17 protein-coding genes, 1 pseudogene and 1 CRISPR repeat array are annotated in these 25,265 nt (G+C 67.0%); of the genes and pseudogenes, 11 read left to right on the forward strand and 7 right to left on the reverse strand.

Annotation, left to right across the window (positions count from 1 at the left end):
* The first annotated feature begins 208 nt into the window (after nucleotides 1–208).
* Nucleotides 209–3,115 (forward strand): hypothetical protein, encoded by a 2,907-nt coding sequence (locus tag PYR91_RS13550; RefSeq protein ID WP_279780060.1) that lies wholly within the window; start codon nucleotides 209–211, stop codon nucleotides 3,113–3,115.
* A gap of 88 nt (nucleotides 3,116–3,203) precedes the next feature.
* On the opposite strand, the gene PYR91_RS13555 is transcribed toward PYR91_RS13550, so the two are convergent.
* Nucleotides 3,204–6,860 carry a hypothetical protein gene (locus PYR91_RS13555; RefSeq protein WP_279780061.1) on the reverse strand — a complete coding sequence of 1,219 codons (3,657 nt, stop codon included), beginning with the start codon at nucleotides 6,858–6,860 and terminating at the stop codon, nucleotides 3,204–3,206.
* Nucleotides 6,861–7,119: 259 nt separating this feature from the next.
* Between PYR91_RS13555 and PYR91_RS13560 the strand changes: the two genes are divergently transcribed.
* From PYR91_RS13560 to PYR91_RS13595, 8 genes are all read left to right on the forward strand, one after another.
* Complete coding sequence (locus tag PYR91_RS13560) at nucleotides 7,120–7,923, forward strand: hypothetical protein (protein WP_279780062.1); 804 nt, start codon at nucleotides 7,120–7,122, stop codon at nucleotides 7,921–7,923.
* A 29-nt stretch (nucleotides 7,924–7,952) separates the two neighbouring features.
* Entirely contained in the window at nucleotides 7,953–9,137 is a 1,185-nt protein-coding gene (locus PYR91_RS13565) for an XRE family transcriptional regulator (RefSeq protein ID WP_279780063.1), read from the forward strand.
* Between the two features lie 563 nt (nucleotides 9,138–9,700).
* A CRISPR array of direct repeats spans nucleotides 9,701–10,157; the repeat unit is 29 nt; unit sequence GTCCTCCCCACGCCCGTGGGGGTGAGCCG.
* A gap of 513 nt (nucleotides 10,158–10,670) precedes the next feature.
* Nucleotides 10,671–11,621, forward strand: a complete 951-nt coding sequence (locus PYR91_RS13570; protein ID WP_279780065.1) for a hypothetical protein — start codon at nucleotides 10,671–10,673, stop codon at nucleotides 11,619–11,621.
* A 206-nt stretch (nucleotides 11,622–11,827) separates the two neighbouring features.
* Nucleotides 11,828–12,256, forward strand: coding sequence for a hypothetical protein (locus tag PYR91_RS13575; RefSeq protein WP_279780066.1), 429 nt, complete (start codon nucleotides 11,828–11,830; stop codon nucleotides 12,254–12,256).
* A 142-nt stretch (nucleotides 12,257–12,398) separates the two neighbouring features.
* On the forward strand, nucleotides 12,399–13,478 hold the full coding sequence (locus PYR91_RS13580) for a DUF4192 domain-containing protein (protein WP_279780068.1): 1,080 nt from the start codon (nucleotides 12,399–12,401) through the stop codon (nucleotides 13,476–13,478).
* Nucleotides 13,479–13,498: 20 nt separating this feature from the next.
* The gene (locus PYR91_RS13585) at nucleotides 13,499–14,974 is read left to right on the forward strand and encodes an ATP-binding protein (RefSeq protein WP_279780069.1); all 1,476 of its coding nucleotides are present in this window, start codon (nucleotides 13,499–13,501) and stop codon (nucleotides 14,972–14,974) included.
* 89 nt (nucleotides 14,975–15,063) lie between these two features.
* Nucleotides 15,064–16,071, forward strand: a complete 1,008-nt coding sequence (locus PYR91_RS13590) for a DUF932 domain-containing protein (RefSeq protein ID WP_279780070.1) — start codon at nucleotides 15,064–15,066, stop codon at nucleotides 16,069–16,071.
* Nucleotides 16,072–16,650: 579 nt separating this feature from the next.
* On the forward strand, nucleotides 16,651–16,803 hold the full coding sequence (locus PYR91_RS13595; protein WP_279780072.1) for a GntR family transcriptional regulator: 153 nt from the start codon (nucleotides 16,651–16,653) through the stop codon (nucleotides 16,801–16,803).
* 1,392 nt (nucleotides 16,804–18,195) lie between these two features.
* Here PYR91_RS13595 and PYR91_RS13600 read toward each other — a convergent pair.
* Nucleotides 18,196–18,546: pseudogene (locus PYR91_RS13600) on the reverse strand (IS5/IS1182 family transposase); the annotation flags it as partial.
* Nucleotides 18,547–18,705: 159 nt separating this feature from the next.
* Here PYR91_RS13600 and PYR91_RS13605 point away from each other — a divergent pair.
* On the forward strand, nucleotides 18,706–19,191 hold the full coding sequence (locus tag PYR91_RS13605) for a hypothetical protein (protein ID WP_279780074.1): 486 nt from the start codon (nucleotides 18,706–18,708) through the stop codon (nucleotides 19,189–19,191).
* A gap of 151 nt (nucleotides 19,192–19,342) precedes the next feature.
* Here PYR91_RS13605 and PYR91_RS13610 read toward each other — a convergent pair whose 3' ends face one another.
* The 3 genes from PYR91_RS13610 to PYR91_RS13620 all read right to left on the reverse strand — a co-directional run bounded on the left by PYR91_RS13610 (nucleotide 19,343) and on the right by PYR91_RS13620 (nucleotide 23,290).
* Nucleotides 19,343–19,699, reverse strand: a complete 357-nt coding sequence (locus PYR91_RS13610; protein WP_279780076.1) for a hypothetical protein — start codon at nucleotides 19,697–19,699, stop codon at nucleotides 19,343–19,345.
* Nucleotides 19,700–19,760: 61 nt separating this feature from the next.
* A complete protein-coding gene (locus PYR91_RS13615) occupies nucleotides 19,761–20,168 on the reverse strand; it encodes a C40 family peptidase (protein WP_279780077.1) in 408 nt (135 codons plus the stop codon).
* Nucleotides 20,169–20,728: 560 nt separating this feature from the next.
* On the reverse strand, nucleotides 20,729–23,290 hold the full coding sequence (locus PYR91_RS13620) for a replication-relaxation family protein (RefSeq protein WP_279780079.1): 2,562 nt from the start codon (nucleotides 23,288–23,290) through the stop codon (nucleotides 20,729–20,731).
* Between the two features lie 139 nt (nucleotides 23,291–23,429).
* Between PYR91_RS13620 and PYR91_RS13625 the strand changes: the two genes are divergently transcribed.
* Complete coding sequence (locus tag PYR91_RS13625) at nucleotides 23,430–23,861, forward strand: hypothetical protein (protein WP_279780081.1); 432 nt, start codon at nucleotides 23,430–23,432, stop codon at nucleotides 23,859–23,861.
* Between the two features lie 137 nt (nucleotides 23,862–23,998).
* Here the strand turns inward: PYR91_RS13625 and PYR91_RS13630 are convergent, their stop codons facing one another.
* Entirely contained in the window at nucleotides 23,999–24,349 is a 351-nt protein-coding gene (locus tag PYR91_RS13630; protein ID WP_279780370.1) for a hypothetical protein, read from the reverse strand.
* The gene (locus tag PYR91_RS13635) at nucleotides 24,247–25,257 is read right to left on the reverse strand and encodes a hypothetical protein (RefSeq protein ID WP_279780082.1); all 1,011 of its coding nucleotides are present in this window, start codon (nucleotides 25,255–25,257) and stop codon (nucleotides 24,247–24,249) included. The genes PYR91_RS13630 and PYR91_RS13635 overlap by 103 nt, the downstream gene beginning before the upstream one ends.
* Between the last annotated feature and the right edge of the window lie 8 nt (nucleotides 25,258–25,265).

Raw genomic sequence — 25,265 nt, forward strand, 5'->3', positions numbered from 1 at the left:
CACGTGGGTCTGGATTCCCGGGTCACTCCGGGTCAACCCGGGGTCCCTGTGTGCACCTCCACGTTGCCGGTCCGTCGGGCGGTACACCGTGGCCCACTGCCAGGCGTCGCAACAGCGAGCGCGCCGTGACCGACCGCAGCGGAGAGGGCAGCAGGTGACCGTTCCGCCGTCCCGGCCCCCGTCGGGGCCCGAACCCGTAGCGGTGTTCTTGGGGTATCTGCAGCAAGCGCGGCTCGCAGCGGGCAATCCCAGACTGCAATGGCTCAGCGAGCGTGCTCAGATCCCGCAGAGCACCCTGGAGCAGATCGTCTACGCCAGGCGTCGTCGCCTGCCCGGCTGGAGCGACCAAGTGGTGCCCTTGCTGTCGGCCTTGCGACGTAAAGCCCAAGACGATGGCCGTGACCCGGACGCAATGCTTGGCAACATGGGCGCCTGGCGGCGGGCTCACGGCGAGGTGGAGGCCAACCAGACGCCGGTCTGCCCGCTGCCTACCATGGAGCCGACGCCGGGCCAAGGTGCGCCGCAGGGGCCGGGGTGGCTGGTGGCGATGGTGAACCCGTTGGATTTGGAGGTGCATCCGGCGATCGATGCCGGAGCTCGGGCCGCCGGTCTGGACGCGCTGCCGGCTTACGTCCGCCGCCAGCATGATGAACACCTTGACGCGGTGGTGAACGCGGTCCGCACCGAGCGGGAGAGCCGGATCGTGGTTCTGGTGGGCGGGTCCTCCACTGGTAAAACGCGGGCGTTGTGGGAGGCGGTTTCGGGGCTGGGGGACCCGTGGCGACTGTGGCACCCGATCAATCCCGGCCGACCGGAGGCTGCGCTGGCTGACCTGGGCGCGCTTAGGCCACACACGGTGGTATGGCTGAACGAGATCCAGCAATATCTGCTCACCGCCGGTCCCGAGGGTGAGCAGGTCGCCGCCGGTCTGCGTGAGCTCCTGCGTTCTCCCGAGCGTGGGCCGGTGCTGGTGGTGGGCACGCTATGGCCCCGGTACGCCGGCATTCTCACGGCTGTCCCTTCTCCAGGCGAACCTGATCCGCATGATCAAGCGCGGGAGTTACTCAAGAGGGCTACCGTGCGTCTACCTGACACCTTCACCGGTGACGACCTGCGCACCGCCACCACCGCAGCCGCCGCCGACCCCCGACTGGCGCAGGCCCTGGCCTGCGCCCCCTCCGGCGCACTGACCCAATACCTGGCGGGCGGGCCGGCGCTCATTCAGCGTTACGAACAGGCAGACCTTGCCGCCCGTGCAGTGCTGCATGCGGCCATAGACGCCCGGCGACTAGGCCACCGGCTAGAGTTACCGCGTCGATTGCTGGAGGATGCCGCCGCCGCATACCTTAGCGACCATCAGTGGGACCTGCTGGACGACGATTGGCCGGAGAAAGCGTTTTCCTACCTTACTGACCCATTGCCGTGCCGGGGGGCCTATCCTCCACTGATACGAATACGCCCTCGCCCTCAAGAGCAACCTCAGCATGGCTATCAGATCCATGAGCCGCGTTACCGGCTGGCTGACTACCTCGAAGATCACGGGGGGCGAACTCGCCGTTGGATCTGCCCTCCGGCCGGTTTCTGGGATGCCATTACACGGCACGCCAGCCCTCACGACTGCACTGCACTGGCTCACGCCGCCGAGCAGCGCGGCCGATACCGACATGCATTCCATCTCTGGGAACGCTCCGACGCCAGAGATGCCGGTGCACTGAAGAAACTGGTCCGACGGCGAGAGCGAGTTGGGGATCAGGAAGGTGCTGAACGGCTGGCGTGGGCGGTCGCGGGCATAGGTTACGCCGCTACGCTCGTCGATCTGGCCCGGCTTCGGGCGCAGTTTAACGACCAAAAGGGAGCCGAACAGCTATATCGCGCCATCGCCAACGCCGGAGACCGAGGCGAACTGGAAACCGAGGAGTTAAATTCCGGGGCTGCGGACACTGGGAACACACTGCAGGACTTAGCTCGACGAGGCGAGCAGGTCAGCGACCAAGGGTACGCCGAACAGCTGGCCCGTGCGGCCGCCGACGACGGAGATATCGACGCATTAGTAGATCTGGCCGAGATACGAGAACAGGCCGGAGATCGGGAAGGCGCCGAACAGGTAGCCCGTGCGGCCCTTGAGGCGGGAAATACTCGGGGGTTGCGTAACCTAGCCGAGATGCGAGAACAGGCCGGCGACCAGGAAGGGGCCGAACGGCTATACAGCATGGCCGTCCAAATCCGAAGCGGTGACATCCTGGGCGAACTGGCCGAGATGCGGGAAAGGGTCGGAGACCACAAAGGGGCCGAACGGTTCGCCCGAGCGGCCGTCGACTCTGGAAACACCTGGGCGCTGCGTGAGCTCGCTGCGATGCGAGAACAGGCTGGCGAACGAGATGATGCCGAACGACTGGCCCGCGTAGCAGCTGAGGCGGGAAACACTTGGGCACTTGCAGACCTGGCCGAAATGCGAGAACGGGCCGGAGACCAGGAAGGAGCCGAACGGCTAGCCCAAGTGGCCGCCACAGCCGGCGATAGCGACGTGCTGGCAGAACTGGCCGAGATACGCGAACAGAAGGGAGATCGGGAAGGGGTCGAACGGCTAGTCCAGGCTGGCGCCGACGACATTAACAGTGAGCTGCTGTTGGAACGGGCCCGACGGCGACAGCAGGCCAGAGGCCAGGAAAACGCCGAAGGGCCAGACCTTGTCGCCATAGAGGCCGAAGACAGCCACGCACTGGCAGATTTGGTTCGACGACGGCAACAGGTCGGAGACCAGGAGGGGGCCGAACAGCTCGCTCATGCGGCCGCTCACGCCGGGAACGTATGGGTGCTAAGGGATTTAGCCCTATCGTTGGAGCAACAAGGCGACCGGGATGGGGCCAAGAGGCTATATCATGCAGCCGCCGACGCCGGAAACACCGGCGCGCTAGCAGAGGTGGCCCGACTACGACAGCAGGCCGGAGACCTGGAAGATGCTGAACGACTGGCCCGCATGGCCGCCGACGCCGGACATACCTGGGCCCTATGGGAACTGGCCGAACTACAAGAAAAGCTCGAGCCAGGTGGCCAATGGGGCATATTATTGCGATTCGGCTTAGAGGGTGACGGTCGTATCGCAGATCCGTGGTGAGCTTGCAGACTCGTACAGCTTGCTAACCGGGGGCAGAGGGATCAGCGTCAAGTTCATGTCACCGCTGGTCGCCGATTAGAGATTCGGTTCACCGTTCGGCATAGCCCACCGCGTTCCATCCCGGGCGGGGGTCGGCTTCACCGGTGAGGGTCTGTGCGAGCTGATCGGCGGTGGTGAATGGGACCGTCGGGTAAGCGGTGAAGGCGGCCGGGGCGAGGTCTCGGGTGACGATCAGGGGTATCACGCGCCAAGCGCGTTCGGTGGAGACGCCGCAGGCGCAGGCGGCTGAGCCGGGGTGGGCGGCTATCACCTTGGACTTGGCCAGGAGTTTGGTGCGGTAAGTGTTGAACCGGTCGAGGTGCTGGGCCAGGTTATGCGGGGCGATGGCGCCGTGCGGGTTCTTGGCCTCGATCACCCACAGCCGCTGATGTTGATCGTCGGCGACCAGGAGGTCGATCTCGCCGGGCAGGCCAGGAATGCCAAGCCGGGCTGCCCGCCCGGCATCCAGGCGGGAGCGGTGTGGCAGTCCAACTTGCTCGGCGATGGTCTTGAGGTCGAGTTCGAGCTGGTCGTTTTGCTGCTGGCGGTGCCGCTCGAGGTGCTGTGTAGCCACGGCTGGCACGTCCGGGCGGGGCAGGCGCGCGCCGGAGAGGTAGGTGGCGTACAAGTGCTGCGCCGTATGAATGAGCCAGGGCAATACAAGGATCTGCCCGTCGTGGGCGATCAGAGGGTGACTGGTCAGGCGGACGCGGCGTTCCACTTCTGTGTAGGGGTGGACGCGGTCATCGGTGGCGTTTCCCATGTCCATGCGGAGGCGGCCGATGGCGGCGTATAGGTCAGGTTCGGGCAGATATGACCAAATAGCAGCCTTTTGGGCGAGCGCGGTCTCGGTGCTGATGGCGATGCCGTCTGAGTCGGTGGGCCAGTCGACGGCGGTGGCCAGGACGGCGGCCAGGGCGTCCAGACCGCAGCCCCACTGCTGGTGCAAAACCTGGTCGGCTTGGGCCAGGTGGCTGCCGTGTGGCGGGTTGAGGGGGGCAAATGGCACCGGGATGCGTCGATGGAGCCCAAAGAGGGTCTCAGGAGCGACCGGAGTCGGGACCATGGCGCGGGCTTGACTGATCCAGCGCTGCTCCCGGGCTTGGTGGTAGGCCTCGTGGTCGAAGCCCCGGTGGTCCGCACCACCAGGCCTGTCCGAGTCAGGAACGTCGAGGTCGGGGGTGCCGGTGAGGGTGAACAAGCCAGTGTCGTGAACTTCGAGGCGTAGGTCGTGCAGACGCCGGCTGCCGGTGACTGCGGTCAGCCCGGTACGCAGTAGGAGTTCGGCGAAGGCGAGGAGTTCGGCGATAGCTAGGACGTCGACAGGCTTCTCGCCTGCAGGTGGGATGGCGATGGCCTGCTGCAGGAGCAGTTGCAGGGCGGTGGTAGCTGCCCCTCCATGGGCTTCACGTCGTCGGGCCTCTTCGTCCCACACATCACTGCCTACCGCAGTGAAATTCACGGCCGCTTCTTGGTGCCCGCGGGCCCGTGCGCACAGCGCGGCGTTGAGCTCGCGCGCCAGCACTGTGGTCAAGTCAGGCCGGTATGTGCTGATCTGCTCGCCGAGCTCCTGCTCTAAAGCGGCTAGCAATCGATCGGCGGGCCCATCCGGGCGTATAGCGTCCGAACCGGTGAAGGCGCCGTGCGGGACCTGGGCGCGGCGGATGGCGGCGGTGGCGATGCGTAGCGCCCGTGCTTGGACGTGGCGGGAGCGAGGAATGGCATACGGCGGTGCGGGATTTGGCTGGTAGCCTTCGGCTGCGCGCGAGGTCAAAACCGGTGCAGCCAGATCCCACGCCGCGGTGAACGCCTCAACGGTGGTCGCAGGACCGGCGTCACGGGCGAGGCGAATATGGTCGGCGCAGTTGTGCAACAGCCGGCCAAGGATTTGGTGCCCGTCGTCGGTGAAGCGGGCTATGAACGCCGGGTCCAGCTCGATGCTGATCCGGGCGTGGTCGGCGTCCATACCGACGCTCAGCGCCAGCATCTCATCGGATGCGTAGCGCTCGGAGTCCGGTGGGGGCTGGCGCGTTTCGAGGGCCTCGGTCAGGTGCAGGAGCCAGGCTGTGTCGTCGAGAACGATAAAGTGCGCGGCGAGTGCTGGGTGCCCGGCCAGGGTGGCACGGATACCGTCGGCGAGAGCGGCGAGCGCCGCGGTGTCAAGCAGCGCGTGCTCGTCGGACAAGGTGGTGGCGAGTATCGCGACCGGAGGACTGGTGCTTACACACGCGATCAGTGGTCCGGCGTCGCCGGGGCGAAACAGGTCGGCCCAGTGCCCCTCGCCGTTCTCGGCAGCAATTAGCCGGGCGGTGCGCCAGCTCAGAGCCGGTGGGAGGCCGGCGGTGGTGAGCACGTCGTCAATGCGGGCCCAGGCGGCGGCCCGGTCCCAGGACAGGTCCCGGCCGTACGGAGAAACCAAGGCGACGCCCTCTACTGGTGGGCCGGGTGGCAGTAGGGTCCACTCCCGGTGCCAGGCCACCCAGGCGTCCAGGACGTCGTAGTAGGCGATCGCCTCCGCTCCGGGGTGCTCCGTCATCTCCAAAACCCACCAGGCCAGCGTGGCCAGGTCACCGCTGGCGTCGGCGAAGATCTCGGCGAACTCCTCAACATGCAGGTACAGGGTGTCGGTAATCACCTCGCGTCCCAGCACACGCGGACCGCCGTAGACCACCAGCCGTCCGGCGCCAGGCACCGCAGTCTCGGCCAGGTTGGTGCGAGCCCTCTCGACGAGACCGGGCAAGCCGTCGCCAGCCAGTGCGGTGACGACGGCGAGTTCCAGGCGGTGTGAGGTCAATCGGATCCGGCACACCGACTCGGGCCGAACCGGTGCCTCTCTTAAGTTGAGTAGCTGCGCAACGCGCTCAACGGTCTGCTGGTGAAGGCGCATCTCGGTGCCCGGATCCGGGACGACCGCCAAGAGATTGCCAGCAGCGGCCGCGAGGCTGTTCAGCGCCACCGAGGCGGGTACCGGCACATGTCGGCCGTGCGCGGACACGACTAGGACGGGCCCGAGCAGCGGCGTACCGGGCGTGTAGCGCAGCGGCAGGGTACGGATGTCGGCCGTCAGGTACGCCAGGGCTTTGGCGGCGCGTTTCCGGTGCAGACCCGTTGGTGCTAGGTGTTCCACACCGAGCGCGCCCGCCGCAGCGACCTCCGCGTCGGTCACGGCGCACGTGAACAAATCCTCCAACTGCTGCGCGCCGGGCGCAGGCCAGGTGGGCGCGAGGGAGGTGACGGTGTGGTGGGTGTGGCGCAGCACGAGCTTCAGGATGTCGGTCAGGGCAAAGTCGGCCCGTTCGTCGTCAACGATGCGCGCCGTAGCCTGCAGAGCGCGCAGGAAGATGAGCGGATGGTCGAGCTCGCCGGGATGCAGCAGCCACCGTTGGCCGCCGAGATCCACGTGGACTTGGGCGCGCGCATCGTTCGGCTCCCGCTCGGTTGTCACCTCACGGCCGGGCGCTGCGCGCAGCGCGGCCGTCAACAGCGTGGGCAGGTCGCGGGCCGCGGCGGTCCGCCCGCGTCGGTGCGGCCGACGCAGGACTCGCGTCCATGCCAACAGCAGATGGTCGTGGAAACGCGCGCAGCCGGGTGAGTCGAGGGCGGCGCGCAACAGCGTCAACAGCGAGTCGCTGGAGAACCGGGCCAGCGCCCGATCCAGGATCGTCAGCCGCTCGGCCGAGGCGGGCTGCACGGGTGGGGCGCTCATCGGGGTCGATTCTCCTCTGGAGAGCTCGGAACATGACCAAGCTGAAGTGGAGCTTCGACGACCAGCCAGGTTTGGCCCGGGAACGGTCATCCATGGGCAAGCACAGCAACAATCTGTGGGCCGTGTCGTCCAGATCGCTTTGGTTGCGCATACCCAGGGAGTCTCCATTCGGACCATACGGTGTGGTTGGCGGCCCCAATGCGTCCGGGATGGTTGATTCCGTCACATCAATTACTGGTCATGGTGTATCTTTCTCACTGTGAACGAACAGCAGGATGTTATCGCGGAGCTCGGTGACGCTGGAGCCCTGGCTGGCGTGTGCTGGGCGTACCTGTCGGCTACCACGCGATCCTTGGAGACCTACTCCGAGGCCGACGGCCACGATGCGGCCTGGCTGGGTAACACCAGGTTCACGCTGTTCCGCGATCGCCTGGACCGTGTCTTCGCCTGCGAGCGCTACGCCGTACGCTCCGGAAACGACGACGCCGACCTTGACGTGTTGTACGACCAGCTCTCCGAGCGGGACATCGACACCATGCCACGGCTGGACGCCGATCTGGTACGCCGCTCCAACCTCAACGGCAGCCCCGGCTGGGCATACGGCGCGACCCGGTTCCTCCTCGCATCCGGCGTCTTCGGCAAACTCGACAAGCTGCCCTGGCCACAAAAAAGCCCGACGAAGCAGCGGGTGGCCCGCCAGCGCAACCCCGAGCCGCCGCAGCCCTCGCTGTTCGACGACTTCGCGCTGGACGAAATCGGAGGACTGGAAGCCGTATTAGCTGCAACACACGACCTCGATCTCACGACCTACGTCGTCGCCCACACTCTCGACCCGCTCAGCCGACAGGTCGAGCTGGTCCTAGGCCGTGCCCGTCTGAACTCCGGCGGCGGACAGGCATGGCACTGGCGCCAGAACCTCCTAAGCACCCCGCCCGCTGACGGCGGACGTCGCACCGACGACGCCCCGATACCCACCAATCCGAACACGGTGCCGGACGCCCCGGTCCGCTTGCGTCGTCCGGCAGAAGAACGACGAAATGACCGTGCCGGTGATGGACAGTGAGCCCTCGCACGCCACCAGCCGACCGGACGGTGGAAGCCGCTGCCTTCTTCGATGGGGCTCGCCTCACGCTGGCCCGGCATCTGGCCGGGCTGCGTAAAAGCGACCTGGCGAGCCTCGTCGGCAAGAGCCCGACTGCCGTGGCGGCGTGGGAATCCGGAGCCAAGCGGCCCACTGCGGCCACCGTGGCGCAGCTGGCGCTCAGCCTGTCTGTCGATCCAGGGTTCTTCGCAATTCGCCCTGATGACATTGCCGCGCTCAGTAGCACGCCGCACTTCCGCTCACTGCGCTCCACCAGTCAGCTGGCCCGCGACCAGGCGTTCGCTTACGGACAACTCGCCGTGGACATCGCAGCCAGCCTGGAACGACACGTCGAGTTCCCCGAACCCGACGTACCGAGCTGCCCGGTGTCCACGGAGGACCGGAATGGCGACGGCCCAGAGCGGGCCGCACAGCTTGTCCGAAAGCAATGGGGGATCGAGGCTGGACCTGCTGGCCACCTAGTCCGGTTGCTGGAAAACCACGGAATCCTGGTGGTGTTCAGCCCACCACAGGCGGCCTCGGTCGACGCCTACTCGTTCGATAGCCGCCTACGGCCAGCCGTGATCCTTAACTCGATCAAGCGCGACTACTACCGCCAGCGCTTCGACGTCGCGCACGAGTTGGGCCACCTCGTAATGCACAGCGATGCCGAGCCAGGCGGCAGGATCGTTGAGGACCAGGCACACCGCTTCGCCGCCGAACTGCTGATGCCTGTAGACCAAATCCACGACTTGCTACCAGCCACCATGGGCGGCAACGTGTGGCGGACCCTCGCCCGCTTGAAAGAGCAGTGGGGCGTCAGCATCCAGGCTCTGCTGTATCGCGCCCGATTGCTCGGGCGACTCAGTGACGTCTCATACCGCAACGCCATGATGACCATCTCGGCCCGAGGCTGGCGCCGAGACGAGCCTGGTCTTGTCAGCGCTATCGAACAGCCGTCGCTGCTAGCTAGGGCCGTGGAACTGCTGACGCAAGAAGGCGTTGAGGAGACACAGTTGATCCAGCAGTGCCGTGTGCCACCGGACCTGTTCCGCACCGTAACGGCCCGTACGCCGGACAGCGACTCATCTGCGTCAGCAGCGCCATTGCCCAGCACTCAGCAGGCGGGTGGTCGGGTGGTGTCGCTGCTGGAACGCAGGCAAAAGCCTCAATTTCTCGAGCCCGCGCGCGAATGATTGCGGCCCCAGACGGCGACCTCAGTGAAGTCGGCGATCCAGGCTTCTATGTCGCCTACAACGCCGCCGTCTCGCCTCGGCCCCAGCGGGACACCTGGCGGATCGGCTCGGAGCATGCGGCCGGTCGGCGTCCGGGCCTGCGGGGCGTCGCCTTCGCGTTAGCCGCGCTGCTCGCGGTGAACAACCCCGCCATCACCCTGCTGGCGGTTCCCTTCGTGCTGGCCGGCATTGGCTCGGTTTGGCCGCCGAGGGCCAGCGACGGCTCACCTCCACGTGGGGGTAAGCCGAACGCGGCGGAGTACTTCCACAGCGCCTGGCAGTGCTCCCCACGCCCGTGGGGGTGAGCCGATGTGGCCGGGGTTGTAGCAGCCGGGGTTGTCGTGCTCCCCACGCGTGCGGGGATGGTCCCGGCATGGACCGCACGTCGGTCTCGACCGCCTTGTGCTCCCCGCGCCCGGGCGCGGGGAGGACCCCGCCACGCGCCGGGGCGGTGGAGACGACGACGGCTCACCCCCACGTGGGGGTGAGCCGATCTCGGGGTTGCTGCCGTTCGTCGTGCAGGAGTCCTCCCCACGCCCGTGAGGGTGAGCCCCAGCGCGACGCGCTCGGCGCGCTGCCCAACCAGTCCTCCCCACGCCCGTGGGGGTGAGCCGCCGCCGCGGTCACGATGACGACCGGCACTTCGGTCCTCCCCACGCCCGTGGGGGTGAGCCGACGGAGGCGATGATGCCGCCGACGTCGGTGGCGTCCTCCCCACGCCCGTGGGGGTGAGCCGGCGTCCCGGTGCTGGTGGTCGATCGGGGCGGGGTCCTCCCCACGCCCGTGGGGGTGAGCCGCGCGCCGTGTGTCACGCCGTGCTGCGCCGGCCGTCCTCCCCACGCCCGTGAGGGTGAGCCGACGGCATCGCGTACAACGTGATGCTGCGCTACGTCCTCCCCACGCCCGTGGGGGTGAGCCGGCCGCGTCGGTCACTGACTCGGTCGACCTGGACGTCCTCCCCGCGCCCGTGGGGGTGAGCCTTCCCGTCCGAGGAGGTGATCCGGCACTGTTGAAAAGCCCATTGGGGCGCGGGTTAGACGGGACAGTAGCTGTAGCGCTTAAGTGGCAAGGGGCTCGCGGGACATCTCCCCGGGTGGGGGCTACATAGCCCCGTCTCTGAAAACCCCGACTGAAGGACGCCGTCGGCGGATAAGTAGAGACAGGGATGGAAGCGTTTCTTCAGAAGCGTTCTGCGGTAATGGCTGTCACAGATTCCGTGCTGACGTATACCTTTGCACTTCCCGCCTTGTCGGAACGGCTAACGCTTTATTGTCTTGTGGGTGTCGTGACCTTAAATTCGTCCCACGAAGACAGTCGTGCAATATCTCGTATTCGATTGATTCGATCTCTGATATGCGATTCAATTGAATTGACCAAGACAGGGGCGGTGCTCGATCGGGCATCGTGCGAGATCGGAGAGACATCGTGGCGAATGGGATTCTCGGGAAGTACGTTCCCGCGAACGTGCCGGGGGAGAGTCTTACGCGGGAGGACATGGGGCGGGTTACTCCGGAAGACTGGGAGGACATTCGTAAGCTGGCGCGCGGTTACTGCCGTACCGTCGATGCGACGCGGTCGCGTAAGCGGATGGACGGGAGTGCGACCGTCGTCAAAGAAGGGCACGCGCCGTACGGGACCGATGACGTGTCGGACGACGTCAATCAGGACGCGGTCCTGATGTTCGCTCAACGGCTCCGCGACATCACGGCGAAGTGTCGGCCGGGTCCGGAGAGCGGGACGACGCGCGAGACTCAGGCGTGGGTATACGTGCGCAGGGACGGGGGAGAGATGGTCATCACCCGTGCCACCCTTCAGCGCTGGGCGGTGCGCGATGCGGCTGCGCGCAATGGGTACCGGGTCGACGTGCCCCCGGCCGAGATCGACGCGACTCCAGGCGCCCAGGTCATGCGTGGGTTGCCGCATGCCGAGAGCATCACGCGGGTGGCCGTGGGGTTCTACGTCGCGCAGCACAGCACCGAGATCTTCCGTTCGGCATGGGGGGACGGCCGAGAGTTCCCCGTGCTTCGTGAAGCCCTGACCAGGGCTGTGGAGGCTGATGACCTGGGGCGGGCGGGCATCTTGTCGGCGGTCGCCCAGTCGCTGCACGGGGGCGCGTACGGCTCTCGGCGGAACGTCATCCGTGCACGTGATGCGGCGAAGGCGGAATGGCAGGAGCTGTCCGCGCGTCTGGACGACACTCGTGACGCGATGGTCTACCGGGGGGGCCGAAAACGCGAGCGAGTGACTCAATTCTCCACGAAAGGCCCCGGGATCCCCGGGGCCTTTCGTGTTGCATGGAGCGGACAAAAATCATGCGACTCTGGACGGTTGGCGCCCTGCTGCTCCCGTATTTATGTGAGAGCGAGAAACGTCGCTACGCGCGCCGCGCGCAATCGTGCCCACCGTGAGGCGCGGAAGCCACGCGATAGCTCTTCGGGTGCCTGACGCCTCACGGATCGGCGTCGGTGCTCCAAGAAGAAATCATGTACCTAGCGGACGGTCGAAGCAATCCGGCCACCGTATTTATGTGAGACCAGCGACCGCCTGTCTCGTTGAACGAGTCATAGAGAAGCATGCGCCAGCGCTGCGTTACTCGGCCGCCGCTGAAGTGCGCGCTTCGAACGCCGCTTGGGTATTCGAGAGGAGGACGATTGGATGCTGTTGCCGGTCTCGTGCTGCCCACGGGTTGGAGAATCTCTTCCCGCCTAATGGCGGCCTGGCCGATCGACGATGATCAAATGCTGGAGCTCTGGCCGGCCGGGCGAACCGCTGATCAACGGCTCCGGTGGAACTACCGGTTGTCCCGCAAAGGGCGGACCATCTTCGGTGGATCCGACATCCGTTCAGGGGTGGGCGCACGCCTGACCACCGAGGAACTGATCTCCGCCGCACGCACCGTGCTGAGCTACTTGACGCTCCGTCCGGGGGGTACGGACCCGTGCTACTTCGACGGCTACACCAGGGCACAGCTGAACTGGCGTGACAGCTACGCCGAAGAACTGGCGGTCTATGCCCTCGAAGGACTGTGCGGTTACTGCGGCAGCGACGGCCACATGTCGCCCGGCTGCCCGAACCGCTGACCCCAGCAGGTCTCCGCTGCGGACGCATGCCCGCATGCGGTCACCCATACGCGCGGGCCGCCCAGGCCGAGAATCGGCGACACCGCGACTGACCAAGCCCCCGGCGATGCCAGGGGCTTTCTCATTTCCAAAGGAGATCACCATGGACACTCCCCCTCGCCGCGACGGCTCGAACCGCAAGGTCATACGGCTCACGGGACCGGCCGATCTCATCGCGCTGGTGCCCTACCTGCTGGGCTTCCACCCATCTCGTAGCGTCGTCGTGGTGGCGTTCGACGACCGGGGCGCCCTGCTGGGCACCATGCGAATGAACCTGCCCGACGCTCCACACGACGCGCCGGAGTTCGCGCATCAACTGAGGAGCGTTCTCACCCGGAACAGGGCCGGACACGTCGCCATGGTCGGGTACGGCCCCGGACACGAGGTCACTCCCCTTGTCGACGCGTCTCGACGGGCCATCGACTCCGCCGGGCTGAAGATCATGGATGTCCTGCGCGTCGACGGAGGACGCTACTGGTCGTACCACTGCACGTCGCTGGAGTGCTGCCCGCCAGAGGGCGTCCCCTACGACAGCATGATCAGCCAGGCCGCCGCCAGTGCGGTCATGGCCGGATACGCGGCCTATCCCGATCGGGCGGCACTGGAGGCGACCCTTCGACCGGTCGACGGTCCAGAGCGCGACGTCGTGAAAGTCGCGACGCGGAAGGCGCGCGCTCGCGCCGAGAGGCTGTTGGCCGGTGTCGACGGCCGTTACTGGTACGCCGAGGGCACGGCGCAGCTCACCGCAGCCTTCGACGTGACCAGCGAGGGGGGTGACCTCACGCCGGAGCACGTGGCCTGGCTGGGGATCCTGCTCACCGTGATCCCGGTACGGGACATGGCCACGGCTCGGGTCGGCGATTATCCGGAGGAGGTCAACGCCCGGCTCTGGACCCAACTGACCCGGCGGGTGGAACCGGGATATGTCCCGGCTCCGGCCACCATCCTCGCCTTCACCGCCTTCGGTGCCGGGAACGGACCGCTGTCGCGTATCGCCGTAGATCGCGCCCTGTCCATCGACCCTGAATACCGACTGGCGCTCCTGGTCCGCCAGGCGCTCGACTGTGGTCTGGCGCCGACGATCCTCCGTGAGTGGGACTTGGCGGCCATGCTGGCGGCCACCGCTGCACAGGTGGAGCGGACTCCCGCCGCGATCCGTCCCGTGTTGCCGAAGGACCGGTGATCACCGTGAGGTACGCGGCAGTGTCGTCCGTCGTCCTGGCCGGTACGGCCGGACATCTCCTCCGCGTGGAGGCCGAAGTTGGCCCGGGGCCGTCGGGGCTGCACCTGCTGGGGATGCCTGAGGCGTCGGAGGCTCCCCTTCGTGATCGCGTCCGTGCCGCGATTCTGAACAGCCGCCTGCCATGGCCGGAGGAAAGGGTCGTGGTGAAGCTGTTCCCGGCCCACATCCCCAAGCCGGGCGCCGGGCGTGATCTGGCCGTCGCCCTGGTCATCCTCGCGGCAGGCGGGGTCGTCCCGCCGGAGGATCTCGCCTCCGCCGTAGTGCTGGGTGAACTCGGTTTGGACGGGGCCATTCGCCCGGTCAGCGACGTCATGACGTTGACTCTGGCGGCAGCCCGGGCCGGGATGAGAACCCTCATCGTCCCGGCGGAGAACGCGGAGGAGGCCCAACGTGTTTCGGGGGTCGTAGTGATCCCCGCCTCACGTTTGGACGAACTCGTAGAACGGCTGAACGGTGGCTGTCTCGGCAAGCGGCCTCCGGCGGGAGGGCACTCCACAGCGACTCCCCCGCCTCTCGATCTGGCGGATGTCACCGGTAATCACGCCGCTCGCCACGCCCTGGAGGTGTGCGCGGCGGGAGGGCACCACCTGTTCCTGCTGAAGAGCCCGCAGGGAGCGGCCGCGATGCTCGTCGAAGGGTTGCCCGGGATCCTGCCGCCGCTGGACGCCGAGGCGGCACGAGAGGTGGCGGAGATCCGCTCTCTCGCAGGCACCCCCTCGGGCGGATCGGGTCGCCCGCCACTGTCGGCCCCGCACCACACGATCACGCCTGCCGCGATGTTCGGGGGCGGGTCCGACACGACGCGTCCCGGGGCGGTTTCCCTGGCTCACCAGGGCGTTCTGTTCTTGGACGATGCCCCCGAGTTCCCCGGCAGGATCCTGCACGGGCTACGCCTTCCACTGGGCAAGGGCATGGTGATGCTCGCGGGCTCCGACCACGTCGTCCGGATGCCGGCTCGGTTCATGCTCGCCATGGCGGCGCACCCCTGTCCGTGCCGGCCAGAGCAGTGCATGTGCTCGGAGCGGGTCAAGCGCGCATACCTGAGCCGTTTGGCAGTGCTGCTCGATCTCGTCGAGGTTCGGGCCCATGTCCATGGCGCGACGCCACAAGAGGGACCGGGGGAGTCCACGGCGACCGTGGCCGCACGCGTCCAGGCGGCTCGCGAACGAGCGGCGGCCCGCCTCGCCGGGACTCCCTGGCGCACCAACGCAGAGGTGCCCGCGTTCGAACTGCACGTCCGTTTCAAGGCGGAGCGTGGAGCGCTGGCCCCGCTCTGGGCCGCTCTGGATTCGGGGCTTCTGATCCCCACCGTCTTCGCCCGGCTCCTGCGCGTGGCATGGACGCTCGCCGACCTGCGCGGTGCCGACCGCCCCGCACGCCAGGACGCGGAGGGCGCTTTGGCCCTGTGGGCGCCGACTCCGCACCGAACGCCATGAGAACCAGTACCGAACCGATCCGTCAAGGCGCCGGGTGACCCCGGCGCCTTTCGCATCTGAGGAGGAGCGATGTCGAAGGAAACCCTCGAATGGTTGAACAGGAACACCCTGATCGGCTTCACCGAGAAGCGCGGTACCGCCTGGCACCACCGGAGGAGCATGCAGGGAGAGGAGCCGAATCACTACGCAGGCCCCGTGCCGGTCAAAGACGTCGAGCGGCGCCTGTTCGGGTGGGACGCCCTGTCACGGCCCATGTACGTCGAGAACCCGGTACCGGCGGGCGGACCGAGATACCCGGAAGGCAAGCCATCGTGCGCAGCGACACGGCGCACGTCATGGGCATCTTCACCGACTCCTACCAGAGACACGACTACTCCGAATGGCTGATCGGCACCATCGGTCGGCTGCTGGACGCGGATCTGTCCATCGGCTCTGCAGGTCTTCTCCGTGGCGGTGCGGTGGCTTGGGTCTCCGTCGAAGTGCCCGAGAACATCCGGACGCCTGAGGGCGTGGAGTTCCGGCCCCACCTGTTCGGAGCCACCTCCTTCGACGGATCGCTGGCGACGATCTTCAAAAGGGCGGTGACCAACATCGTGTGCGACAACACGATGGCAGTGGGCATGGCCGAGGCGGGCCAGCAAATCAAGATCAAGCACTCGCGTCACTCGCGGCTGCGGCTGGCCGAGGCCCGCGAGGCGCTCAACATCGTGTACCAGGTGGCCGACGACTTCGCGACACAGGTCAGACGGCTGTGTGACGTCACCGTCTCCGAGCGGCAGTGGCAGGCGTTCCTAGACGCCCACGTCCCGATGCCGGACGAAGTGGGAAGGTCGCGCACCCTCGCCGAGGGCAAGCGCGATGGACTCACCCGTCTGTGGCGGCACGACACTCGGGTCGCCCCCTGGGCCGGGACCGCCTATGGCGTCGTCCAGTGCGTCAACACCTACACCCACCACGAGCAGGCCGTACGTGGGGCGGTGCGCGCCGAGCGCAACATGCTCCGCGCGGTCACGGGGGACGTCGACGAACTCGACCAGTCGACGCTCCGCACCCTCGCCGGAATCCTCGACCGGCCGATGCTGTCGCCGGTGGCGTGAGTCCCGACAATGACTCATCTGGTGAGTCGGTGGTAGCAAACGAGAGCTGTGGCGATGGCGACGAAGGATGCGAAGTGGTCGGGCCGCCGTTCGTAATGGCGGTGTAGCGTCGGCAGCCGGCCAGCCAGGAGACGTGTTCTCTCGACCACCCAGCGGTGGCGTCTCAGCCGCTGACTGGACTCGATGCCTCAACGGGCGATGCGCAGGATGATTCCGCGGCTGCGCAAGAAGGTTCGCAGGTTCGGGTGGTCGTAGCCCTTGTCGCCGTGCACCTTCGCCGGCTGGCGGCGTCGCGATCTTCGCAGGGAGTGGATCGGCGGGCACCCCGGACCAGCGGCTCTACCGCCAGGCTGTAGTGGACGTTGGCTGCGCTGATCGCGACAGATATCGGCAGACCGGTCCGTTCGGTAATGAGCTAGTCCTCCGATCCCTTCTTGCTGCGATCGTCAAAATTCGAGCCTGCCGGCTTCCCCTTCGGCCGCACGCTGACGGAGTTGATCACGCACCGCGACCAGTCAATCACCCTCAGGCACCGAGCTCGTCCCGCACAAGCCGGTACAGCTTGCCCCCACTCGGAGGGTGCTGCCTTCTGAGCGGACTCTTGCGGCCGAGTTGGCCGCTCGCCCCACGACAGTTCGGCTCATCCTCATGAAGCTGGCCACGGAAGGGGGCGTACGGAGCAAACATGGCCGCGGGCACTTCGCCACGACTGTGAGCGCTAACGACTGGTGACAAGTCTCCAGTCGGCACCAACGTCGAGACAACGCATAAAGCTACGACTATGCTGCCTTATATGTTCAGTGCACGTAAGAATCGGCAAACGCAGTCATCTGCCGCAACGCCATTGAATCTATTGGTTAGCCAAACGCGACGACGTGCAAGGCCGCTGATAATCGCAGGCACTGCCGCTGAGGTGATTGCAGCATCAAGTGCGTTAGCGTCGAAATTCCCGTTATGGCTTTCGAGTGCGTTGATAGTCGGCATTCCACTTGGAACCGCTGTCGGCTATGAACGGAACAAGGCAAGGCTACTCGAAAGGCAACTGGATCAAGTATATCACTTCGATCGCAAATACACTCGATGGCTCACGCGTTGGACCATGCGTGAAGCAGAAGTCGAGGGGTATTGGTCTGGTACGCATCGAGGGGAGCGAGAGTTTGTCGCACTTGCCCCTATACGCTCATGGACATGGAACATCAATCGCCGTTCCGATGGAGACTTGCCATTTTCGGAGTATCCTCCGACCCTCTCAAATCAGCGAGCTACGCGTTCGGGTGACGGCCTCTGTGCCTTCAATCAGCCGCATAAGCTCAGCTCGAACCTAACCTTCGCAGTGGAATTTGAACCTATGCTTCGCCCTGGAGAGAAGGCCGAAATATCCTTCGATCTTGATGTTCCTCGATTTATACCCGCGACGCTGACCACGCTAAGAATGCGTCCGCCAGCCAAGATAGCCACACCCGGCGAGACGGAGGGTTGCACCACAGACATTGCATGTCCAATCGACGAATTCACGCAAGAAGTCGTAATACCGGAGCGGCTTGGAAGCCGTAGGCATGGGTTACAAGTCCTTCGGCGAGACAACGACTTCATTGTCGAGGTCGAGCATATTCGACAGCATGGCGCATTCTCCGTTAGCAGGTCCATATTGGATAACGAGCCAGTCTGGGTGATGCGGCTAGGACGAAACCATCCTCCACTGAGTGCATCGTATCGAATGTATTGGGAGCTGCCGAAGGAATAAAATGTATTATCCTCCGGGCCGCCATATGATCTTCGGCTGTCTTCATACACTCCCGCCGATCACATGCTGGCCGGTAAAGCAAAGAGGTTGCAGCGCACCCGTGCCGGACGAACATGGCACGATGGCTGATAGGGCCGCTTGGACATTGGGAGCGAGTTGGGGGGGGCACGCGCGGAGGGTCCCTCAGGTCACGGCTGGTGTGACCAGCAAGCCAAGGATGCTGATATGAACCTGGCCGTCTGGTCAGATGACCCCTGCGGCGTTTAGTCGGCGGTGTCCCACTCCTGCCAGTCGGCGTACGCCCGTTGGCTTGACTCGTTGGCCGTCTGCGACGACGACCCGCTCTCTCGCCCCCTACAGGCAGGTGGGATAGTCATAACTTTTGCGCCATGCAGCTTGCCGGGGCGCCGTCGTCGCGGGGCCGCGGCGAGGACGGATCGGAGGGATGCCACCCACCAGCGGTTCCAGCGCCAGGCTGTCATGAACGTTGGCGGCGCTGATCGAGATAGAGATGGGCAGAGCGGTCCGTTCGGTGATGAGGTGGATCTTCGACCCCCCTCTTGCCGCGATCGACAGGGGTCGGGCCTGTCAGCTCCCTCCTTTGGCGGCTCGCACACTGACCGGTCGATCGCGCACCGCGACCAGTCCAGCTCTTCTCGGGCACCCAGCCCAGCCAGCAGGCTCCGGTACAGCTTGGCCCACATTCGGGCAGCGCTTCACTCGGCGAAGCGACAGTGCACCGTCTGCTAGGAGGCACCGAAAAGGGAAGGCATCCACGATCGAGCCAACGCCAAATGAGTCACGGTCTTAGCCGCGGGAAGGGGGCAGTATCGAGCGGTCCTCGGCCTGATGAGGAAGGATCAGACGCGCGGCTGGGGCTCGGAGGCGAGATGAACGAGAAGACGGCGGCGTTGCTCCTTGATGTGACGCAACGCCTGGAACGGAGCATTGTCGCTCACGACTGCCCGGCGGTCGTTCTTCTCGATGGCGAACGCAGGTTGGCACTCAGCGATTACGACTACCTGCGGGATGATCAAACGGCTGGCGCCTTCGAGACGAGAGCCGCCCGCAAAGCTCGCGAGCTCGGCGTCACACGATGGGTTCTGGCGGTCCCTCAGGTGTGGGCCGTCACTGCCGAGAGCGTCGCGATGCGCGCTGTATCGAACCATCCCCTGCGGGAGGGGGAGCAGGAAGCGATCACCTGGATGACCTTCGACGGCGAAGACGGCGTCGACTACGGCCGGGTGGCATACACCCGTCGCCCCAATGGCGAGCCGGTGTTCGGTGAACCGGAGATGTTCACCGTGGGCGTTCGCCCTTCCGCGATCATGCCGGGGTACGTCCTGCTTCAGGAGTTCCTGCCGCAGGGGGAGTGAGACGGACAGGGTCGGCCCCTTTCGGAGCCGACCCCTGACCTACATCAACCCGATCGACCAAGACAGGGATGAGTTCGGTCACTGCCGAGCCTACGTCGTAGTGCCGGCCAGGAGGCTGGATGCGACCCCATCCCGGCCCAACGAGGTCTGATCAGAACCATGCTTGCGCGTTGCAGGAGCGCACGCCTCCGCGCGCGAGGCTACGGCCGTAGCAGAACTTGGCCGCGGTGACCGATCCGAGGAAGATCGAGTCGCTCACGCAGCCGACTCCCGGTCCGGTCTGGAGGGTGAGCCTGCGGCCGATGGAGGTGCTGTATTCCACGCCGACGCGGAAGCGGTCGGCCTTGGTGTCGCAGAGCAGGATGTCCTTGTGGCCGCCGCTGATGGTGACCCTCCCCACCCCCGCGTAACCGTCCTGCCAGTCGGTGGCGGCCTGGGCGGGTGAGGCGGCGACGATCAGGGCGGAGGTGAGGACGGCCATGGAGAAGCGGCGAAGACGGTTGGACATGACGCACCTTTCTCGAAGGACTTACTGGACGGGTGTTGAGGGGCGAGGCTGTGGGGAGCGGTCAGCCGGGCCGGACGGCTCCGGCGTACTCGGTCTCGTAGTAGGTGCTGCCGGACCAGACGGTGATCTTGACGACGTCGCCGGTCCTGGGCGCGTGCAGCATTCGGCGGCCGTCGATGTTGAGGCCGACGTGGTGGATGGTCGCCGGAACGCGCGGATTGGAGGCGAAGAAGAGCAGGTCACCGGGCTTGATTCGCGCGCGGGCGATGCGGGCTCCGGAGCGCCATTGGGCGTAGGTGTGGCCGCCGATCCGGACGCCGGCGCGGGCCCAGGCGTACTCCGCCAGCCCTGAGCAGTCGAAGCCTCGGGTGCTAGCTCCGTGACGGATGCCGAAGGTCGGACCGCTCGGACCGCCGCCGCCCCAGGAGTAGGGCACCCCGAGCATCTTGAACGCGGCGCGTAAGGCCACCGCTCCCCGCCCGGACGCCGGAACCTGACTGTCGACTGCCGACGCAGCGGGGGTTGTCGGATCGCCGATGGTTGCGGATAGCTCGGTGCATAAGTCCCGGGCGGACCTAGTGACGATGGCACCCGCGCGGCGGACGTGCTGTCGGGCGGGCTTCGGTGGCTGTCCTGGTTCTGCCCGCGTATCCGTGGCACCGAGAACGGCCGCTACATGGGCCACCACCGACGTCCGGGAAGCTCCGGACGCGGCGGCCTGCATGATGATCTGGGCGGCGGCCTGCGCGTCGGCGGTGGGTTGGCGCGTCGGCATGGCGGACGATGTGGCCGTGACGCGGGTCGAGGGTGCGGGAGTCGGCATGGTGGGCGACAGGGCGTCTCTCTTGCTGGCACCCGCTCCTGCATCCTTCGTGCTCGCCGCTGGTGAGGCGTAGGCGCAGACCGCGGCGGTGACCTCCGGAGACATGGTGGTCTGCTGGGCTCCACCCGCCACGCCCGCGAGCACGGCAATGCCGGACACGAGGCCGCCACCGGCCGCGATGGGTTTGAGTAGTCCCGCTTCTATGATCATCGGTCGCCCTCCGCTGAATCGGAGTGGCTCCGGCGTCCGAGGCCGGGCCAGTGCGTGCTCAGCGCGGCAAGGCGGAGACGGGGGGCCGATGCGCCGATCGGAAGCCAGGCGTCACCGGCCGGCCCGTCGTCGCCGAGGCCACCGGGGCTCGGCCGAAAGCCGGTGGCCACCGGCACCGACGTGGCGGTGATCTGGTCGGCCATTCGTTTGCGGAGGTTGGCCTCACGGCGCTCGCTGTGCAGCCAGAAGAGCACCGGCGAGACGATCGTGGTCTTCTCGGCCAAGGCCACGTAGTCGGCCAGCTTGGCGACGACACGATCGAGGGGTTCGCTGCCGGTGTCGTACTCGAGGAAGAAGTCGAGAACGCTTTCGTCTTCGGTCCAGCGGCCGTAGGCGTCGGGGCGCACGGTGTCGCCCCACATCAGCGTGCATCGGCGCTCGGGCCACCACGCCAATACCCGGGCGGCCGACCGGCGCCGGGCGAACCCGCAGAGGTCTGCGTGGAAGCCGTTGACGCCGACGGTATGGGCCAGACGCTGGTTGTGGGCGATGCTCAGCGTGCGGTCGCGCCGGTAACCGAAGTCCGCGAAGTCGACGCCGGCCTCGGAGGCGAGCACGGCCGCGCCGGGCGCGCCCAGCACGTAGTGGAACGGGGCCGTGCCCTGCCCGACGGGCTGCAGAGGACGGAAACGTTCGAGTACGCCCGCGTGGTGCAGGACGAGCAGCCTCTTACGCGCCGCCGTGTCGCTGTCGAAGAACATCTTGGCGAGCTGGTGCGAAGTGAGTACTCGCTGCTCCCACACCGCCCGCAGCATGTCTCGGTCACGAGGCGTGAGGCGCGCGGCGAGCGAGGTGAGGATGGCGGCTGAGAAGCGGGGACCGGTCATTTGGTGCTGCCTCCTTCGGGTTGCAACCTCGGGTCGTCCGGTTTGGGCTGCGGGAATGACGAGGCGGCCATGCGCTCGGGACGCGGCCAGGCGCACCAGGCGCGCGCGCTCGCGGTCGGCATCGGGCAACGGCCGGGTGCGCAGGGTGAACGGCGGCGTCTCGGCGGCACGGACCACGAGCCGGGCCGCGGCCTGGAAGGCGTCGAAGTTGGCGAGGTCGTGCGCCGTCAAGTAGGGGAGGAAATGGCGCTCGATCTCGCGGGCGTCCTCGGGAGAGAGCGCGAAGTAGATCTTGTTGCGGGCGTCGGACGACACGGCTTGGCGCAGCTCGCGTGGGAACTGGGCCAGATGCTGGTGGGCCAAGGTCAGGGAGAGCCGATAGGCGCGGGCCTCGGCGAGCATGTCGGACAGGGCATGGGGGAGCGTGAGGAAGTTGTGCGCCTCGTCGATGTAGAGAGCCGCGTGGGAGCGAGAGCGGCCGATCTTGGCGCGACGGGCCGCGGCCTGCCAGACCTGGGCGAGGATGACGGAGCCGAGCAGGCGGGCGGTGTCGTCGCCGAGTACGCCTTTGGGCAGGCGGACCAGCAATATGCCGCCGTCCAGGACGTCGCCCAGGTCGAACGTGGAGCTCGCCGAGCCGAGGATGTCCCGGACGAACGGCCGGAGCAGGAACGCCCGGAGCTTGTTCATGATGGGCCCGGTGACATGGGCCTGGGCCTGTTCGGAGAGGCCGTCGTACCAGGCCCAGAAGCCGCGCAGCAGCGGGTCGTCGATCTTCGAGGTGAGGCGGCGGCGGAGGAGCGGATCCGACAGAAGGGCTGGGATGTCGGCGAGGGTGCCGTTCGTCCGGGCGAGGGTGAGGGCGCAGCCGCGCAGGATGTCGTCGGTGCGAGGTCCCCAGTAGTCGGCGTAGATCTTGTGGAAGATGCCGACGAGGTTGTCGACCGCCATGTCGATGTCGCGTCCGCCGAGGGCGTTGAGCGCGGGCCGGGGGTGCGGATCGTCCGGGTCGATCAGCACCACCCGGTCGGCCGCGTCTTCGGGGATCAGGCCGAGCAGATCGCGGACGAGGTCGCCCTTCGCCTCGATGACGACGGTGCCCCGGCCGGCGGTGATGTCGGAAAGGATCATCTGCCCCAGCAGGGTGGATTTCCCATTGCCGTTGGGGCCGAGGACGTGCACGTGATGGCAGGAGTCGGCCACCCGGAGGGCGACCGGCCGATCGTGCCCGGCGTCCGAGGAGCCGAGCGGCTTCGCGTAGGGGCCTCCGTGCACGACGGCGGGTGAGGGCGCCACGGTGTTGGCCCCGGCACGGCGCAGACCGGGCACGGCGGCGTCCAGCGGAAGGTGCGCCAGCGCTGCCAGCTCCGGAACCGACAGCAGGTATCCCCGCGCGAGGCGTCGGGCGGCGAGGCTGAACGCCGGATGCACAAGGCGGTGCCGCTCCAGGCGGTTGTGGCCGCTGTAGACGGCGAACGCGCTGGCGATCGCCTGAGCTCTGCCTTTGTTGCCGTTGCGGCGTACGGCCAGGGCGGTCTCTACGTCGCGCCGCTCGATCGATCTCGGGGGATCGGCCTGTATTGCGTAACGGATGGCGACTTCGTAGCGGGAACGCTGGGCCTTGTCTCGGGCGGCCCGGGTCCGTCGACTCCTCCAGGCGGGCCGTCGCATCCCGCTGTGAGGCTCGCTTGGGCGTGGGGCCAGGCGAGATCTGGTCGAGCGCCAGTCGGATAAGTCGTACCGGCCAGGTGACGCCACGCGGGGACAGCCGGGAGCCGGTGGCAGGCCTGGCGAGGATCTGCACGGCTGCGTGCTGCCACGTCGGCATTCCGGTGGCCGCGCCGACCAGAGCCCGCAGCGCGTCTGCCTTGTGCTCGTATCTGATCGGCAGCCGCTCTTCACGCGCCAGCACCAGCCTTCCGCCGGTGGCCTGACCGTCGAGCGGCACGGGAGGGGCCGGCTGCAGTACCGCCGTGCGCGAGGAGGGCCAGGCCGCTTCGATCGCGTGCTCCACCAGTTGCTGGGGGACCACGCCCGGCACCCACAGGCGGACGTGCACTCCGTCGCCGCCGAAGACGTACTCGAAGGCCAGGTGTGGCTGGCCGACGAGGATTCGCTTCCATCTCGGGTGAAGCAGGCCGATCAGATTGGCCCACAGCGCTTCGGCACCGGGCAACTCCGCGACCGGCGGGGCGAGGATCTCGACGCACCGTGCCCCGCGAGCCAGTCGCCGGTGACGTAGGCGCATGGTGACCAGGCGGATGGCCAAGCCGGTGATCTGTCCGGTGAGCAAGATGGCGAGCACCTGCCACAGATGAGCCGGGAGCCAGGTGAGGATGCGGTCGGTGATCGCCTCGGGGTCTTCGAGCAGGTCGCGAATCATCGCTCGCCACCCAGCGCGGGGAGTTCGGCGATCTCCTCGGGGCTGCTTGTGCAGCGTTCGTGTTCGAGAGCGCTGGCGATCACCTGGAAGGCCACCCGCTGCCGGCCCGCCGCCAGCAGGCCGACGCCCCTCTCGGCGGAGAGCAGCAACTGCCGCTCGCCGTCCGACAACTGGAAAGCGCCGGCCACCGCGTCGATGGCTTGGGGCGCCTGGCGGAGCAGGATCTGGGTGGTGGAGTTCGCGATCACCGCCTGGCCGGTGTCGGAAGCGAGCAGATCGGCGGCATCCTGCGTGACCACCGACAGGCCGGCCCAGTGCTTGCGAGCCGCCTTGGCCATGCGCAGCAGGAAGCGGGCGCCTTCGGGATCCCGCATGAGCAGCCAGGCTTCGTCCACGACGACCAGGCGGGGCCTGGCGTTGCCGGGGTCGGTGACGCGTCCCAGATCGTGTCCAGGGTGAGCAGGGTGCCGACGGCCTTGAGTTCCTCGGGCAGGTCGCGGAGCGAGAAGACGACGAGGTGCGAGTCGGGGCGGGTGGTGGTCGGGCCGTCGAAGAGCTGCCGGTGGGTCCCGGTGACGTAGGGAGCGAGCCCTGCGGCCAGCTCCTTGGCCTTGGGATCGGGGTCCTCCGCCAAGGCCTCGGCCAGATCGCGTAGCAGCGGTGGCGGCCGGTTCCAGGTGCGCCGCTCGTAGCTGATCCCGGCTTGACGGTAGGCGGCGAGGATGGCGCGATCGAGCGCGGCCTTCCCCGCGTGGCCTAGCGGTTCACCGAGCATGACGCTGACGAGGGTGTGCAGGAAGAGGGCTCGCCGTGTCAGCGGGTCGCCGTCGCCCGCGGGCGGGAGGTCGAAAGGGTTCAGCCGGACGCCGGGCGCGCCCAGGTGGAGATAGGCGCCACCGACCGCGTGACAGAGGCGGGCGTATTCGTCTTCGGGATCGACGACGGCGACCTCGACCCCTGTGTACAGCGACCTCAGGGCTTCCAGCTTGGCGAGGTAGGACTTGCCGGCGCCGGAGCGGGCCAGGATGACGGAGTTGTGGTTGTCCTGTGCGAAGCGGTCCCAGGCGACGATCGAGGCGGAGGACAGGTTCGCCCCGTACAGCACTGCAGTAGCCCCGAGTTCGGCGGTGAGGTCTGGACTGGTGAAGGGGAACGCGGCGGCGAGCGCCGGAGTGTCGAACGTGCGCCGTATCGCCAGGTTGTCGTAGGCGAGAGGCAGGGAGGACACCCAGCCCTGGAGCTGCCGGAATGTCACCTCGCGGG

The sequence above is a fragment of the Sphaerisporangium sp. TRM90804 genome, from assembly GCF_029846175.1.
Taxonomy (GTDB): domain Bacteria; phylum Actinomycetota; class Actinomycetes; order Streptosporangiales; family Streptosporangiaceae; genus Sphaerisporangium.